Genomic DNA, 15312 nt, shown 5'->3' with positions numbered 1-15312 from the left:
GTCCGCGGTGAAGAGTCAGGCGCTGCCGGGCGCGCCGATCAGCCACGCCATCAGGGCGATCGTCGAGATCAGCCCCGTGATCGCCGCGACCGCGCCGAGCGACCCGCCCGTCAGCGCGAGCGGCTTCGACTGACCGCGTGTGAGCGCGAACACCCCCAGCGCGAACGCCGACAGGCCGAGCAGCAGCCCGACCCACGGGATGAGTCCGGTGAAGAACGCGAAGATGCCGACGATCAGCGTCGTGATCGCCAGACCGTTCTTCGGCTTCGCCTCTGGCTGTGTCATCGTTCCCCGTTCCGTTGCGGCCCTCCCACGCTAACGCGAACCACACCCCACCGATGCCAGGATGGTCCGGTGGCCGAAGCCGTGAACGCGCTCCAGAATCACCCGGGTGACGTCGAGTACCCCGTCCGCTCCCGTCGTCGGTACACCCGGGCCCTCGACGCCAAGCGCAAGGCCGACCCGGCCGAGATGCGCCGTCGCGCCCTCCCGGTGACGCTGATCGCCTCCCCGTTCGGCACCGCCGCCTTCACCCCGACCTTCGCCGAGCTGCCGCAGGAGCTCCGCGCGAAGCACCGCGACGGCGAGGAGGGTGCACCCTGGTTCGCGCTGCCCGTGGCCTCTCTCAAGCAGCTCCGCAGCGCCCTCGACGAGCAGTTCAAGATCGTCACGAAAGCCGACGCCGAGCTCCTGCTCGAACCCTCCGTCGAGAAGGCGTTCGCCACCTACCGCAGCTGGGACGAGTACTGGCGCGAGGTCGTCATCGCGACCGCGTTCCGCACCGATTCGCTGCAGGCCGTGCAGAGTCAGCGCGACGCGCTCGCCGAACTGCGCACGTCGCGGTGGCCGGCGGCATCCGTCCCCTGGCCGATGGGCGGGGCAACCGCATGAGGGTCACGACCGACCTCGCCGAGATCGACCTGGACGTCGTCCACCGCTGGCTGTCGGAGGGCGCGTACTGGGCTCTCGGCCGCAGCCGCGACCTCGTCGAACGCGCCGCGCAGAACTCCCTCAACTTCTGCGCCCTCGACGACGACGGCACACCCCTCGGCTACGCGCGCGTCGTCACCGACTCGGCCACGTTCGCGTGGCTGTGCGACGTATACGTGGACCCGGGGGCGCGCGGAAAGGCCGTCGGCAAGACACTCGTCGGCGCCGTCGTCGACGCACTCGAGCCGATGGGACTGAAGCGCACACTCCTCGTGACCGCGGACGCGCACCGGCTGTATGAGCAGTTCGGCTTCGAGCTCCACCCGACGCCCGAACGCGTCATGCAGCGCGGCGCCTGAGGCTCAGTCGAACGTCGCCGGGGTGTCGCGCGGATACTCGCCGCCGGCGAGCTTCACGAGGTGCGCGTGCGCGTACTCGCACACCAGCGCGTGCCGGTAGACCATCTGCGGCACGTCCACGTTCGAGTCCATCCACAGGCTCAGCGCGCCGACCTTCCACGCGCGGAACGTGTCGTCACCCGTGATCGTCGTCAGGATCTCGAGGAACGAGTCGTCGAACTTCATCGAGTGCACCGCCCGGCGGTACTCCTCGACGGTCAGCGCCATCGAGAACGGGATGTTCATGAAGCAGAGCGCCGTCTGGATGTCGAGACGGATCAGCCGGCGCACGTGCCGCTCGGCATCCACCCGCGGGATGTCGAGCTGCTGGAAGTCGAGCTCCGCCCGCTCCGTCACCCGCACGGTGTCGAGCGCGATCAGCACGTCGTAGACGTTGACGTCGTGCTCGACCACCGCCGAGTCGCCGAGCCCCGACAGCGCCGTCGGCCGCAGCGTCACCGGCGCCATGTCGACCGGCGTGTTCCGGATGATGAAGTTCACGAGGTTCGTCTCGACGACGAAGTGCCGGATCAGGAGGTCCACCGCGCTCGGCGACACGAAGTGCCGCAGGAACCACACGCACAGCGCGTCCATGACGCGCAGCGGCATCCACCGGAACGGCAGCACCCGCTTCACCACCGACACGACCCCCACCACGACCCGGGAGAACACCCGCGCGATCGGGTACAGCCACCGCCGCGACAGCCGCCGCTGGTCGTTGATGATCTGCCGGATCACGGCACGGTCGAGCGGCACCGACGGGTCGGCGTAGATCGCCTCCCACATGCTCGGGTCGCTCTTCGCGAACTCCGGCACGACCGGCAGCGGCGGCCGCTTCGCCACGTCAGCGATCCAGCTCTTCGAGCTGCAGCGCGTACAGCCGCGCGACGACCTGCGCGCACCGGACGATCTCGTCCGCGTCCTCGTCGGTGATGATCCCCGACGTCAGGATCGCCTCGAGGTCGCCCGTGTGGTTGCCGTCGGCGACCTCGTGGTACCGCATGAAGTTCACCTGGTTGTCGGCGAGCCCCAGCGCCTCCTGGAACCGCGCCGCCCAGCCCGCCGCGCGTTGCGCGCCGAGCCCCTCGATGATGAACATCGCGCCGAGCAGCCCCGTCGGGTTCGGCCGGTCGGCGTACGTGAACATGTACCCCGACAGCGCCTCGGACCCGAGGTTCTTGCGCCCCGCGCGCAGCTCGGCCAGCGACCCGCCGATCGCGACGTAGTCGCGCTCGAGCATCAGGTAGTCGCGGTGCTCCTCCTCGGCGTGCTTGATCGCCGCCGCCCGCAGATCGAAGTGCGCGATGTCGAAATTGGATGCCGCCCGCGAAATCCACGGCGACCCGTCGACCACCTGCTGCCGCAGGTTGAACAGCAACCGTTCGTAGTCGCACAGGGTGACGGTTCCGGCATCCAACCGCTGCAGGATCGGGACGCGCGAGAGGTGCTCCTCGAGCTCCTCCCACACCGCGGCGAGGCGGTCGGCGAGCGAGTCGACGGTGGCGGTGGCGGTGTCGGTGGTCATGACGATGCTCCTTGCTGCGGTGGGGCGACGACGGTCAGGTGGGCGAACGCGAACGAGAACCGGCCCGACTCGGGCACGGCGAGCAGGATCGTCTCGCCGGGGGAGAAGCGCCCGCTGCGGAACGCCTCCTCCAGCGCGATGAAGATGCTGGCAGCTCCCGTGTTGCCGCACGTCTCGAGGTTCGAGAACCAGCGGTCGGTGTCGAGCGTGGGCACGCGCTTGCGCAGGCCGTCGAAGGCCAGGTCGCGGAACGCGTTGGTGCTGTAGTGGCAGATGACGTGGTCGAGGTGGCTGATGTCGACCAGGCCGATGTCGACGAGCTCCTCGAACTGGGCGAGCCCGGCGCCCGCGAGGTCGTCGAGCATGCTGACGTCCTGCCGCAGCAGGAACATCCCGGCCGCGGCCGCGTCGTCGACCGGCACGTCCTGCCACGTCGAGCCGACGACCGGCTCCGGCCCCTTGATGCCCGCGCGCATGCAGACGTCGTACTCGTGCGCCAGCGACACGTGCCGCACCCAGTCGACCCGTAACGACAGGCGGGTCGGATGCGGCTGGAACTCGACGACGACCGCACCCGCGCCGTCCGAGAGCATCCACCGCAGGAAGTGCGAGTCCATCCCCGCACGGATGCCGTCGTACCGGCGCTGCCGCAGGCTACGGCTCGACAGCTCCGATCCCACGACCGCGGCGCGGGGGTGATCGCCGAGCTTGATCTTCGACACCGCGGCATCCAGCGCGGCAAGACTCGACGCGCACACGCCCGACGCCGAGAGCAGCTGCATCGGACCGCCGCCGAGCCGGCCGTGCACCATCGACGCGAAGCCGGGGACGAGCACGTCGCCCATCGTCGTCGCGGTCGCGAGCATCCGCAGGTCACCCGCCGCGATGCCGCGGTCGTCGAGCGCGGCGGTCAGCGCCTTGACGGCGAGCTCCTCGTTGAGCTCGGTCGGCTCGCCCTGCTCGTCGAGCGCGTAGTACCGCTGCCGGATGCCGTTCGCATCGAGCACGCGACGACGGATGCGGGCGGTCACCGCGTCGTCTCCGCCGAGGCGGCTCACGATGCCGTCGTTGTCGACCGGATCGCCGGGCAGGTACCGCCCGAAGCCGGTCAGGTATGCGGACGCCGTCGATGCCATGCGTCTGACCCTAGAGGGTCGGCGTGGTCGGACCGGGCTGTTATCCCCGGGTCACTTCTCGACGGGGCGCCCCTCGGCGATCCACGAGCCCGTGCCGCCTTCGACGTTCGTCGTCTCGAGCCCGTGGTGCTCGAGGAACGCCGCGGCGCGGGCACTGCGCCCACCGGCCTGGCAGATGAGGTGCAGGTCGTCGAGCTCGCGCAGCTCGTCGACGTGGTCGGGCACCGTGGCGAGGGGGATGTTGCGCGCGCCGGGCACGTGGCCGGCCGCGAACTCGTCGGGTTCGCGCACGTCGATGATGTTCGCGGGGGAGGCCTCGGCCAGCTGCGCCGTCGTGATGGAGTGCATACCTCGATGCTCGCAGATCAGAGCGGACCGAGGCGCGGCGTCGGCGATCGTTACCCTCGGATCATGCCGATCCGCTCAGCTCTTCGTGCCCTGAACGATTCGACCTCGATCACCCACGGCGTCGTGTCGTCGTGCGTCGTCGGTGTCCTCACCCTCATCGACCCCCGCCGTCTCACGGTGGGGCAGCGCCTCGTCTACCGGCTGGCGAACGCGGGGCTCGCCGCCTGGACCGTCGGCGTCGGATTCCGCAGCAGCGATCCGAGCGGCGCCGTGCCGCCGGTCGGGCGGGCGGCGCTCGTCGCGGGCGCCGCCGGTGCGGCCCTCGGCTTCGCCGATGCGGGCGAAGCGGTGGACGCCCGCGTGCAGGACGCGATCGCGCGCACCGGCGCCCGGCATCCGCGCCGTTGGCTGGCAGCCGGCGGGACCGTCCTCGCCTTCGGCTCGTGGTGGGCGAGTCGAACCCTCGACGCTCCGGAGGACGAGGACACCCCCGAGGTGCACGAAGCCGCCGTCGACCTGCCGGAGGACGTCCGCGCCCTCGCCGCGCATCTGCTCGCCGCCACCGACCTCTTCGGTGCGCCGGAGCTCCGCGCCCAACTCGCGCATGCGCAGCGTCTGGTCTTCGACGACAGCGACGATGGGTTCTGGCCGGTCGCGCAGTTCCAGGTCGACGTCGACCTGCCGCTGGCCGTTCCGGCGGACGCGACGTTCCCCGTCGTCGGTCGGTTCCGCGCCCTGGGCGATGTGACCTTCGACGTGCGGCTCGTGGTGACGGACGGTGTGCTCGCGAGCCTCTTCGTCGATGAAGGCGGCGACTGGACGCCCGAGCAACGCGACGCCTGGTATGAGTCCGGCGGCGACCTCGGAGCGCTCGGCGGCTGGCCCGCGCTCGGCGACCTGGAGATGCTCATCGAATCGCCCGAGGGGCTTCGCCCAATCGGCGTCTAGACTTGCCTGTCGGCGCTGTCGGGCGCGGGCGGCGTGATGATGATCGGGCTCGGCGGCGCGCTCGCGTTCACCGGCGCGAAGAGCTGACGCGGGAATGTTCCGGCGCCCCGATGCGCTGCAACCCGGCATGACGAACACCACGAAGCCTGCACAGTCATCCGGCACGTTCCGCATCGGCGGGGAGCTCGAGGTGAACCGCCTCGGGTACGGCACGATGCAGCTCACCGGTCCCGGTGTCTGGGGACCGCCGAAGGATCACGACGAGGCGATCCGCGTGCTGCGGCGCAGTGTCGAGCTGGGCGTGAACTTCTTCGACACCGCCGAGTCCTACGGCCCGTACGTCGCCGAAGAACTCCTCAAGGAAGCACTGCACCCCTACGCCGATGACGTCGTCATCGCGACCAAGTCCGGTCTCACGCGCACCGGTCCCAACGTGTGGCCGCCGCTGGGCCGCCCCGAGTTCCTGCGCCAGGGCGCCGAGATGAGCCTGCGCCGCCTCGGCCTCGAGCGCATCGACCTGTTTCAGCTGCACCGCATCGACCCGAAGGTCCCGCTCGAGGACCAGGTCGGCGAGCTGAAGGCGCTGCAGGACGAAGGCAAGATCCGCTACATCGGCCTCTCCGAGGTCTCCGTCGACGAGGTGAAGGCCGCGCAGGAGATCGCCGAGATCGTCACCGTCCAGAACCTCTACAACCTGCAGCACCGCGACGCCGAGGCTCTGCTGGACTGGTCGGAGGACCAGGGCATCGGGTTCATCCCGTGGTTCCCGCTCGCGACCGGCGGTCTCACCGGCGCCGACTCGCCGCTCACCGACATCGCCGAGCGCAAGAACGCGACGCCCGCGCAGATCGCGCTCGCCTGGCTGCTGAAGCGCTCGCCGGTGATGCTGCCGATTCCGGGCACCTCGAGCGTCGCGCACCTCGAGGACAACCTGCAGGGCGCCGTCATCGAGCTGACCGACGAGGAGTTCGCGGAACTCTCCGCGCTCGGCAGCTGACCCCCTCGCGTCACCCGCCCACCTCTGCCAGGGTGGGCGGGTGACGCATTCCAGTGGGCAGCCCGTCGTCCGTATGTGGACGGGCGTCGTCCGCACTGAGGACGAAGGCCGTTACGTCCAGTACGTCGAACGCACCGGCATGGACGCGTATCGCGCGACACCCGGGAACCTCGGTGCGTGGCTGTTGACCCGGGACCTGGGCGACGGCCGGACCGAGATCACCACCCTGTCGCGGTGGGAGAACTTCGCCGTCATCGCGGCTTTCGCGGGGGAGGACATCGAACGCGCAATCTTCTATCCCGAGGACAACGAGTTCCTCCTCGAACGCGACGAGCGGGTCCGCCACTACCGCCAGACGTGACCCGTATCTTCCGGGCACCATCGCGCGTACGGTGGGGCCTATGTGGACAGTGCTCATCATCTTGCTCGCCATCTGGGTGGTGCTGTCGATCGTCGGATTCGTGTTCGAGGGCCTCTTCTGGTTGGGCCTCATCGGAATCGTGCTCTTCGTCGGCACCATCCTCTTCGGAATGATCCGGCGCAGCGCCGCGAAGAAGAAGGCCTGAGCGGGCGGCATCCGCGTCGGTGGGGCAGGGTAGAGGCGTGGCCGTCGTCTCCGAGCTCTACCGCTATCCCGTCAAAGGGTTCACGCCCGAGCCCCGCACCGAACTCCGCGTGCAGGACGACGGTCGCATCGCCGGTGACCGTGTGCTCGCCTTCCGCTTCGCGGATGCGACCGAGCCCGAGGATGCCGGTGGCCTCGAGTCGTGGCCGAAGAGCAAAGGGCTGTCGCTCATGGACTTCCCCTCGATCGCGCGCGTGCGGGCGGTCTTCCATGCGCAGACCGGTCTGCTGCGACTGAGTGAGGACGGGCGGGTCCTGGCGGAGGCGGGCCTCGATGAGGCGGGACGGCACGAACTCTCGGCGGCCGTCACCGCGTTCGTCGAACGGTCCGCGGACGCGCGGCTGCTGCAGCGCCCGGGCGTGCTGCCCCTGCACCTCGTGGGAGACGGTCGCACCGCGCGGTTCCAGGATCGCGCCCGCGGCTACGTGTCACTGCACGGCGCGGAGACCGTCGCAGACGTGGATGCGGCGACGCCCGCGCCCGTCGACAGTCGCCGCTTCCGCTCGAACATCGTCGTCTCGGGGATCGCGCCCTGGGCCGAGCTCGACTGGTCCGGTCACGTCCGCATCGGCGGGGTGCGGTTCGAGGTGCAGCGTCCCATCGGACGGTGCGCCGCGATCACCGCGAACCCCGACGACGGACGGCGGGATGCCCGTCTGCTGCGGATCTTGACGACCGAGTTCGGCCAGAGTGAAGCGACCCTGGGGGTCCTGCTGCTACCCGCGGACGGCGGCGGAGTCGTGCGTGTCGGCGACGAGGTCGTCGTCGAGGCGGGCTGACCGTTCGAACGAGACCGTGGCGGCCAGCGTGGCCACCGCAGCGGCGCGGTCATTCTCCCGCGCGGCGAGGTCCATCGTCTGGGTCTCGACCTCGGCTTGTCGCGCGCGCAGATCGGTGCTGATGTCCGCGAGTCGATCGGCGAGGACGGCCGCGAGGCCGTCGTGGAGCTGTTCGAGCGTCGTGCCGTGGATCTCGAGGCGACGGTCGGCCACCGTCAACGTGACCGATCCGTAACCGGCGCCCGCCAACAGCCGCGCGGCGTCGTCGCCCACGATCTCGTCGAGTTCGGCCTTCTCGGGGCGGCGGTCGAACACCGCCTCGACGGTGTACCGCTCGGGTGCGGCCTGCGTCATCAGTCCGGCGGGAAGAGACCCGACGAGGACCGACCTGAGGCCGAGGACGTCGGCGGTGCCGCGTCCCGATTGCGTGTGTGTGCTCATCTTCGGACGTTACGCCCCTCAGATGTGCACCTCACAGGTTGGACCGGCGGGTGCGCAATAGAGGGACCGTGACGGTCAGCAGCACCCGCCCGCGTCGCCGCAGCCGCAGACGGCCGCGCCGGTGTGACAGGCGCCGTGCGCCGGCGTCGGGGCCGGTACGTCGAGCGTGGGGTTCTGGTCGAAGAACCCGTGGGGCACGAGCGAGAAGCCGGTGCTGTCCACGGGCATGATCGGCCAGTCCTCGGTGCGCGGGAAGTGGGTGAGACCGAACGTGTGCCACACCACGATGTCCTGGCCGTCGATGTCGGCGTCGCGCTCGATCCACCGGTCGATCGTGCCGTGGCCGTCGTTCTGGTTCACGAGCTCACCCGAGGGGAACCGCTCGGTGGGGGAGTACCGCGTCACCCACAGGTCATGGGTCGTGAACGCGGCCCGCCGTGCGATGGAGGACTCCGGGTCGGCGAGCAGGCTCGGCTGGCCCTCCGACCGCAGCGTGTAGCCGACCGGCTTGCCGACGATGTTCGTGACCTCGGGGTTCACGATGTGCCACACCCGGCCACGCTTGCCGTCGGCATCCCTCACGCCCTCGCGCTCGGTCCGCAGGCGCGTCGTCGAAAGCGTGAAGCCGTTGCCGTAGGGGTTCTCGGCCGAGATCGGCACCCGCTTCGCCTCGAGCTCGTCGACCGCGTTGCGCACCCCGTCGAGGGTGACGTCGAGGCGAGCCGAGAACAGGTGCTGGTGGTACGGAGCGCCGACGCCGGGGGCGATCTGCGACGCCCACGGATAGTCGCTCCCGTCGGGCTGCACGCCCGGGTAGGCCGAGGCGAAGACCACACCCGTCGCCTTGCATTCCAGCTCGATGCGCCCGTCGAGGTAGAAGTGCCAGTAGAAACCGTAGTCGTAGTTGCCGACCGTGATGAAGAACGAGACCACGAGCCGTCGGTTCCGGCGCACGTCGGTCGAGTGGTAGTACTCGTCGGTGTGCTTCCAGAGGATCGAGGCGTCCTCCTCGTGCATGCAGATCGCGTTCCGGATCGTCTGCGGACGTCCGTCGGTCGCCGCGATCGTCGCGTCGAAGTAGCGGATCTCGCCGAGGCAGTCGCATCCGAGCGCGAGCGAGTTCGCCGACTTGCCGAGGGAGTACTCGCCCGCGTCGAAGTAGTTCTGCCAGAACCGCACCGGGCTCGGGTCGCCGTAGGGGACGACCATCTCGGCCACCGACGCGCGGTACAGGATCGATCGGTGACGGTCGCCGTCCGTGAACCCCACCTCGTGCAGGGTCAGCCCTTCCACCTGGTTGAAGCCGATGCGGAAACGCCACTTCTCCCACTCGACGACGTCCCCGTCGACCGCGAAGCTCGGACCCTCCGGTTGCGTGATGACGATCGGCTTCTGCGTCGTCCGCGCCGGCGGCAGCTCGTCGGCACGGTGGAAGTTGTACGGCTCACGCGGAACGTCGAAGAGCCGGTCGTCGATGAGGCGGATCACCTCGCCCGTGATGAGATCGACATAGGCGACCACCCCGTCGACGGGGTGCGCCCAGGCGTTGTCGTCAGCGTCGAGCTGCAGGAAGGACAAGCAGCGGACGATGCGGCGCCCGTCCTCGTCGGCCAGGCCGAACCGCCCGGCCGAGAGCGCCGAGATGCGCACGAGCGACACGTCGTCGATCCCTCGCTTGGCCATCGCGGCCGTCCACCCCTCGTGTGCGCGCAGCAGCTCCTCGATCTGATCGAACTCCTCGAGCACGATCGGCGGCTGCCCCTCCGTGACGACGTCGACGACGCGCTGCGAGACGAGCACCCGGGCATCGACGTCCGTCGTCACCTCGGTCACCGTCCCGTCTCGCCGGTCGAGGAGGACGTTGCCGACGAGACGCCCACGCGCCGATCCGTCGAGGACGGCCGACTTGTCGGGCTCGATGAGGTTGACCAGCATGAACGCCGTCGCCTCCTCGTCGAAACCCGCTTCGAGGACGAGCGAACGGTTCGTCTCGATCTCTGTGCCCGAGAGTCGGGTGAGGGGATGCGTCATGGTCATGCTCCTGCAGCGATTCAGCGTCAGCGCCCGGCGAACCAGGTCGTCTTCAGTGCGGTGTAGTTGTCGAAAGCGTGGAGGGAGAGGTCGCGCCCGAAGCCGGACTGCTTCATCCCGCCGAACGGGGTGGTGACGTCGAGCGCATCGACGGTGTTCACCGACACCGTGCCGACCCGCAGCGCTCGCGAGACGCGCAGCGCTCGGTGGATGCTGTCGGTGAAGACGGATGCCGCGAGCCCGTACTCGCTGTCGTTCGCCAGCCGGATCGCCTCGGCTTCGTCGTCGAACGGCGTGATGGCCAGGACCGGGCCGAAGACCTCCTCGCGCCACAGCGTCGCATCCGTCGGAACGTCGGCGAACACCGTCGGCTCGAGGAAGAACCCGCCGTTCTGCGCGACGGCCCCGCCGCCGGCGACCAGACGTGCCACCGGTCGGGCAGCGTCGACGTAGCCGCGGACTCGCTCGAGCTGCGCAGCGCTCACCAGCGGCCCCATGCCGGCATCCGGGTCGAGCGGATCGCCGACGGTCAGGGCACGCGCACGTGCGGCGACCTTTTCGGTCAGCTCCGCCGCGATCGAGCGTTCGACGAGCAGGCGAGAATTCGCCGAGCACACCTGACCGCTGCAGGCGAAGATCCCCGCGACGGCGAAGTCGGCGACCGCGTCGAGGTCGGCGGCATCCGCGAAGACGATGTTCGCGCTCTTCCCGCCGCACTCCAGCCACACCGCTTTGCCGTTGGACCGGCTCGAGTACTCCAGGAACTTCTTGCCGACCGCCGTCGAGCCCGTGAACGCGATGACGTCCACGTCCTCGTGCAGGCCGAGCGCCTGACCCGCCTCGTGGCCGAACCCGGGGACGACGTTGAGCACCCCGTCCGGCAGGCCGGCCGCCGCGGCGAGCTCCGCGAGGCGCAGCGCGGACAGTGGCGTGTCCTCGGCCGGCTTCAGGACGACGCTGTTCCCGGCGGCGAGCGCCGGTGCGATCTTCCAGATCGCGGTCTCGAGGGGGTAGTTCCACGGCACGATCGCGCCGACCACTCCGACGGGTTCGCGTGTGACGACGGCGAGGTCGCTCCCCGCCGTCGGCGCGACCTCGCCGTACAGCTTGTCGATCGCCTCGGCGTACCACTGCAGAATCGCCGCGCTGCCGGGGGCGTCGATCGCCGAGGTGTCGGCGATGCGTTTGCCCCCGTCGAGGGTGTCGAGGAGCGCCAGCTCGTCGGCGGCACCCCGGATGGCGGTCGCGACCGCCAGCAGCACCCGCTTGCGCTCGCCGGGCGTGGCCTGGGACCACACGCCGGACTCGAACGAGGCGCGGGCGGCGGCGACGGCACGGTCGATCTCCGGTCCGCGGCCACGGGCGACCTCAGCGAGCACCTCTCCCGTGGCCGGGTTCACGGTCTCGAACGTGGCGCCGTCGGCGGCGTCGGTGAACGCGCCGTCGATCCACGCCCGAGTTCGCGGTGTGATCGTCGCAGCCAGACGCGTCCAGTCAGCGTGTGTGCGCATGAGTCTCCTGTTCGGGGTGGGTGAGCGCGTCGACGATCGTCTGCGCCATGAGTGTCGCACCGTCCAGCGCCGCGCGGTCGCCCGTCGGGGTGACGGTCGCGTCGGCGAAGGCCGCCTGATGGTTGACGGCGGGCGCCGAGTCGATGCCGAGGTACGGGTGGATGGCACGGACGCGGCGCGACACGTTGCCCATGTCGGTGGACGCGGTGTTCATGCCGCCCGGGCGCCGCTCGGCGGCATCCATGTCCCGTCCCAGCGTCGCCGCCCGTGCCGCGAAGGCGTGTGCCAACGGCTCGTCATTGCGGAACTCCGAGTAGCGCGGACTCGTCTCTCGGATTTCCAGAAAGCACCCCGTCGCGAGCGCGCCGGCTTCGAAGCAGGCGCTCACGCGCCGGAAGGCCTCTTCGAGCTCCTCGAGCGACGACGCACGGACGTACCAGTTTCCGAGCGCCGACCCCGGGATGGCATTCGGCGCGGTGCCCGCCTCGCGCACGATGCCGTGTACGCGGACGCTCGACGGAAGCTGCTGGCGCAGCAGGCCGATCGCCACCTGCGCGACGGTGAACGCGTCGGCGGCGTTGACCCCGAGTGTCGGGTAGGCCGACGCGTGCGATTCGCGGCCGGTGTAGACCACGTCGAAGTGGGCGACGGCGAGCGGCCGCGCCCACAGGGCGTCGGCGGGGCCGGGGTGGATCATCATGGCGAGGTCGACGTCGTCGAACACACCGGCATCCAGCAGATGGATCTTCCCGCCCCCGCCCTCTTCGGCGGGTGTCCCGATGACCTGGACGGTCGCGTCGAGCTCGTCGGCGAGCGGTGTGAGAGCGGCCGCCGCCCCGACCGCCGCCGCCGCGATGATGTTGTGCCCGCAGGCATGGCCGAGACCCGCGAGCGCGTCGTACTCCGCCACGAGGGCGACCGTCTGCGAGCCGGTTCCCGCGCGAGCGACGAACGCGGTGTCGAGTCCGCCCACCCCGGTCTCGACCTGCATGCCGAAGGAGGCGAGCGTCCTCGTCAGCAATCCCACGGATCGACGCTCGTGCCACGCCGTCTCAGGATCCGCGTGCAGGGCGTGGCTGACGCCGAGGATCACATCGTGGCGCGCAGCGACGGTCTCTGCGACGCGTGCTGCGAGAGCGTCATTCATCGCCGGGAACGCCGTACGACGGAGCGGATGCCGGGGCGACGGCCCGCGTCAGGTAGTCGGCCTTCTGGGGCGACCACAGCTCCCACAGACGCCGGAGCTCGACGATCGGCTGGTCGTGGTCGTCGACGCGCAAGTCGGTCGTGCGCCACGACGCTCCCTCGACCACGGCGAGACCCGCTGACCGGAGCGGTCCCGCCTCGCCTCCGGCGGCCACCGCGGCCTCCAGGGCCGCGAGCAGGCGATCCTCCAGCGGACCGGATGCCGCGGCGAACCCCGCGACCATCGCGTCGAGCACGTCGGCGCCGGCGAGGAGATTGCCGGCCGCGACGCTTCCGTCGCCGACCGACGCGCCGTGGATGCCGAGGGCCTGCGCCCCCGAGTGGACCGACACCCGGCCGGTCGTGTCGACGGCGGTGACTTGCCGGTAGTCGGCGTAGGCGTCAGCGGCGAGGGCGGCCGCGATCGCGGCATCCGGCGCAGCGCCCGCCGCGAGTGCGTCGAGCGTCGCCGATCCGAGCGCGGGATTCGTGACGTTCTGCGAGGCGACCGCACCCACGCCCGGGCGCAGATGTGCGCACCGGGAGGCGACGGCGGGGCTGGAGGAGGAGATGACGATGCCGAACGCACCATCGAGATGCGCGACGAGGGAGAGCGTCACAGGGTCACCTCCGTGTCGTCCGCGGGATCGCTGATGACCGCTGTCGCGTCGATCTCGACGAGCCATTCCGGTCGGGCGAGAGCGTCGACGACGAGACCGGTCGACACCGGATAGACGCCCTTCAGCCAACGCCCCATCGTGCGGTAGACCGGCTCGCGATAGCGGATGTCGGTGAGATAGACGACCACCTTCACGATGTCCTCGAGGCGCGATCCCGCCTCGCGCAACAGCAGGTCGATGTTCGCCATCGCCTTCTCGGCTTGAGCTTCGACGTCGCCGACGCCGACGCTCTCCCGGGTCTCGAGGTCCTGCCCGATCTGGCCGCGGAGGTAGACGACGCCGCCGGCGACGACTGCCTGGCACAGGTCGTTGTCGAGCGACTGCTCAGGGTACGTGACCTTCGTGTTGAAGGGGCGGATGCGGGTGTGCGCGGTCATCGGACTGTCTCCTTCTCACGTGCGGAGGATGCCGACTCGGTGGTCGGGCGGTATGCGGCGTACATCCGTTGGATGCCGATGTGGTCGGCGACGTGCTTCGCGTCGTGCCACACGCCCCAGATGAAGCTCGAACCGCGCCGGGACTGCCACGGCAGGCCGAGGAAGTAGATCCCGGCCTCCGCCGAGACACCGCGCCGGTGGGCGGGGCGGCCCGTGGCGTCGAGGGCGCCTGCGGGGAGCCAGCTGTAGTCGGACGTGAAGCCGGTCGCCCAGACCACGCTGTTCACTCCGGCGGCGGCGAGGTCCAGCTCACGGAGCGGCGCGGTCACGCAGGCCGGTTCCGGACCGAACTCGCGTGCTTCCGGCTCCTCGGGAAGATCCAGGCCGTGGCGCTCGACGTACGCGTCCGCCTCGTCGAGCAGGTCGAGGTAGTTCGCATCGCCGGCCGCGATGTTGCGCGCCAGGTCGTCACCGAACTCCACCACCCCGTTCCGGTATCCGTTCGCCCGGCCGACCAGGGTGACGCCTTCCTCGGCCAGTCGGCGGAAGTCCACCGTGTGTCCGCCGTCCGCGCCGCTCACAGCGATCGTCACGTGTTCGGCGCCGCGCGGGGGAGTGGCGGCATCCCACTTGTCCAGCACGCCCAGCCACCACACGAAGTCGCGGCCGCGGTAGCTGCGCGGCGGCCGGTCGTGCGGACCGACCGCCAGGTGCACATTTCGGCCCGACCGCTGCAGCTCGGCGGCGATCTGCACGCCCGAGCTGCCGGCTCCGACGACGAGGACGCCGCCCGCAGGCAGCTGCGCGGGGTTGCGGTACTGCGACGAGTGCAGCTGGACGATGTCGTCCTCCGCGGGGATGAGCGAGGGGATGACGGGGGTCTGGAACGCTCCGGTGGCCGCCACCACGTAATCGGCTCGGTAGACACCGTCCGTGGTGTCGACCTCGAAGCCGCGCGCTCCGTCGAGTCGGTGGACGCGCCGAACCTCGACGCCGCACCGCACCGGCGCGCCGAACCGCTCGGCATAGTCGGTCATGTATCGCGCGACCTGCTCCTTCGTCGCGAAGCCGTCGGGGTCGACATCGTCGAAGGCCATGCCGGGGAACCGGTCGTGCCAGGCCGGACCGTTCGCGACCAGCGAGTCCCAGCGCTCAGATCGCCAGCGCTCCGCGATGCGTCCGCGCTCGAAGACGAGGTGACGGATGCCGGCTCGCGACAGGTGCTCGCTCATCGCGACGCCGGCCTGACCCGCGCCGACGACGATCACCTCGACCTCTCGCGGAACGGGGGCGGTGGTCGACTGGGGGGTTGACGCCATGGTGCGGATGCTTTCGATCGGGGGGTGAAGTCCTCCCCGAGTCTCGGAAAGCCATCGGTGTGCGCGCAAATAGCGGATCACG

19 protein-coding genes are annotated in these 15312 nt (G+C 70.2%); 7 read left to right on the top strand and 12 right to left on the bottom strand.

Features of this window, described 5'->3' with window-relative positions:
• Positions 1-15: 15 nt before the first annotated feature.
• The gene (locus Q9S36_RS04800; protein ID WP_311284145.1) at positions 16-285 is read right to left on the bottom strand and encodes a hypothetical protein; all 270 of its coding nucleotides are present in this window, start codon (positions 283-285) and stop codon (positions 16-18) included.
• Positions 286-354: 69 nt separating this feature from the next.
• Between Q9S36_RS04800 and Q9S36_RS04795 the strand changes: the two genes are divergently transcribed.
• Together Q9S36_RS04795 and Q9S36_RS04790 are read left to right on the top strand one after the other, a co-directional pair.
• Positions 355-891: a hypothetical protein gene (locus Q9S36_RS04795; protein WP_311284144.1), complete on the top strand. Its 537-nt coding sequence runs from the start codon at positions 355-357 to the stop codon at positions 889-891.
• Positions 888-1289 carry a GNAT family N-acetyltransferase gene (locus tag Q9S36_RS04790; RefSeq protein ID WP_311284142.1) on the top strand — a complete coding sequence of 134 codons (402 nt, stop codon included), beginning with the start codon at positions 888-890 and terminating at the stop codon, positions 1287-1289. The genes Q9S36_RS04795 and Q9S36_RS04790 overlap by 4 nt, the downstream gene beginning before the upstream one ends.
• Before the next feature lie 3 nt (positions 1290-1292).
• Here the strand turns inward: Q9S36_RS04790 and Q9S36_RS04785 are convergent, their stop codons facing one another.
• The 4 genes from Q9S36_RS04785 to Q9S36_RS04770 are packed head-to-tail and all read right to left on the bottom strand — an operon-like array spanning position 1293 to position 4337.
• Positions 1293-2171 (bottom strand): DUF6999 family protein, encoded by an 879-nt coding sequence (locus Q9S36_RS04785; RefSeq protein WP_311284141.1) that lies wholly within the window; start codon positions 2169-2171, stop codon positions 1293-1295.
• Position 2172: 1 nt separating this feature from the next.
• Positions 2173-2853: an iron-containing redox enzyme family protein gene (locus tag Q9S36_RS04780; RefSeq protein WP_311284140.1), complete on the bottom strand. Its 681-nt coding sequence runs from the start codon at positions 2851-2853 to the stop codon at positions 2173-2175.
• Entirely contained in the window at positions 2850-3989 is a 1140-nt protein-coding gene (locus tag Q9S36_RS04775) for a 3-oxoacyl-[acyl-carrier-protein] synthase III C-terminal domain-containing protein (protein ID WP_311284139.1), read from the bottom strand. Before Q9S36_RS04775 ends, Q9S36_RS04780 begins: the two co-directional genes overlap by 4 nt.
• A gap of 51 nt (positions 3990-4040) precedes the next feature.
• On the bottom strand, positions 4041-4337 hold the full coding sequence (locus Q9S36_RS04770; protein WP_217532533.1) for a rhodanese-like domain-containing protein: 297 nt from the start codon (positions 4335-4337) through the stop codon (positions 4041-4043).
• Between the two features lie 63 nt (positions 4338-4400).
• On the opposite strand from Q9S36_RS04770, the gene Q9S36_RS04765 reads away from it, so the two are divergent.
• The 5 genes from Q9S36_RS04765 to Q9S36_RS04745 all read left to right on the top strand — a co-directional run bounded on the left by Q9S36_RS04765 (position 4401) and on the right by Q9S36_RS04745 (position 7686).
• Complete coding sequence (locus Q9S36_RS04765; protein WP_311284137.1) at positions 4401-5285, top strand: hypothetical protein; 885 nt, start codon at positions 4401-4403, stop codon at positions 5283-5285.
• Between the two features lie 127 nt (positions 5286-5412).
• Positions 5413-6282: an aldo/keto reductase gene (locus Q9S36_RS04760; RefSeq protein ID WP_311284136.1), complete on the top strand. Its 870-nt coding sequence runs from the start codon at positions 5413-5415 to the stop codon at positions 6280-6282.
• A gap of 40 nt (positions 6283-6322) precedes the next feature.
• On the top strand, positions 6323-6643 hold the full coding sequence (locus tag Q9S36_RS04755) for a hypothetical protein (RefSeq protein ID WP_311284135.1): 321 nt from the start codon (positions 6323-6325) through the stop codon (positions 6641-6643).
• 40 nt (positions 6644-6683) lie between these two features.
• The gene (locus Q9S36_RS04750) at positions 6684-6848 is read left to right on the top strand and encodes a hypothetical protein (RefSeq protein ID WP_311284134.1); all 165 of its coding nucleotides are present in this window, start codon (positions 6684-6686) and stop codon (positions 6846-6848) included.
• Between the two features lie 37 nt (positions 6849-6885).
• Positions 6886-7686 (top strand): MOSC domain-containing protein, encoded by an 801-nt coding sequence (locus Q9S36_RS04745; RefSeq protein ID WP_311284133.1) that lies wholly within the window; start codon positions 6886-6888, stop codon positions 7684-7686.
• Here Q9S36_RS04745 and Q9S36_RS04740 read toward each other — a convergent pair.
• The 7 genes from Q9S36_RS04740 to Q9S36_RS04710 form a co-directional block, all read right to left on the bottom strand.
• On the bottom strand, positions 7624-8127 hold the full coding sequence (locus Q9S36_RS04740; protein WP_311284132.1) for a hypothetical protein: 504 nt from the start codon (positions 8125-8127) through the stop codon (positions 7624-7626). The genes Q9S36_RS04745 and Q9S36_RS04740 overlap by 63 nt on opposite strands.
• A gap of 75 nt (positions 8128-8202) precedes the next feature.
• A complete protein-coding gene (locus Q9S36_RS04735) occupies positions 8203-10158 on the bottom strand; it encodes a primary-amine oxidase (protein ID WP_311284131.1) in 1956 nt (651 codons plus the stop codon).
• 26 nt (positions 10159-10184) lie between these two features.
• Positions 10185-11669, bottom strand: coding sequence for an aldehyde dehydrogenase family protein (locus Q9S36_RS04730; protein ID WP_311284130.1), 1485 nt, complete (start codon positions 11667-11669; stop codon positions 10185-10187).
• Positions 11653-12816, bottom strand: coding sequence for an amidohydrolase (locus Q9S36_RS04725; RefSeq protein ID WP_311284129.1), 1164 nt, complete (start codon positions 12814-12816; stop codon positions 11653-11655). Before Q9S36_RS04725 ends, Q9S36_RS04730 begins: the two co-directional genes overlap by 17 nt.
• Positions 12809-13474 carry a DUF1028 domain-containing protein gene (locus Q9S36_RS04720; RefSeq protein ID WP_311284128.1) on the bottom strand — a complete coding sequence of 222 codons (666 nt, stop codon included), beginning with the start codon at positions 13472-13474 and terminating at the stop codon, positions 12809-12811. Before Q9S36_RS04720 ends, Q9S36_RS04725 begins: the two co-directional genes overlap by 8 nt.
• Positions 13471-13911 carry a RidA family protein gene (locus tag Q9S36_RS04715; protein WP_311284127.1) on the bottom strand — a complete coding sequence of 147 codons (441 nt, stop codon included), beginning with the start codon at positions 13909-13911 and terminating at the stop codon, positions 13471-13473. Before Q9S36_RS04715 ends, Q9S36_RS04720 begins: the two co-directional genes overlap by 4 nt.
• On the bottom strand, positions 13908-15230 hold the full coding sequence (locus Q9S36_RS04710; protein WP_311284126.1) for an NAD(P)/FAD-dependent oxidoreductase: 1323 nt from the start codon (positions 15228-15230) through the stop codon (positions 13908-13910). Before Q9S36_RS04710 ends, Q9S36_RS04715 begins: the two co-directional genes overlap by 4 nt.
• Positions 15231-15312: the final 82 nt, after the last annotated feature.

The sequence above is a fragment of the Microbacterium sp. ARD31 genome (genome assembly GCF_031844425.1).
Note: the sequence above shows the minus strand (reverse complement) of the source record. Positions and strands in the feature narration are given on the sequence as shown.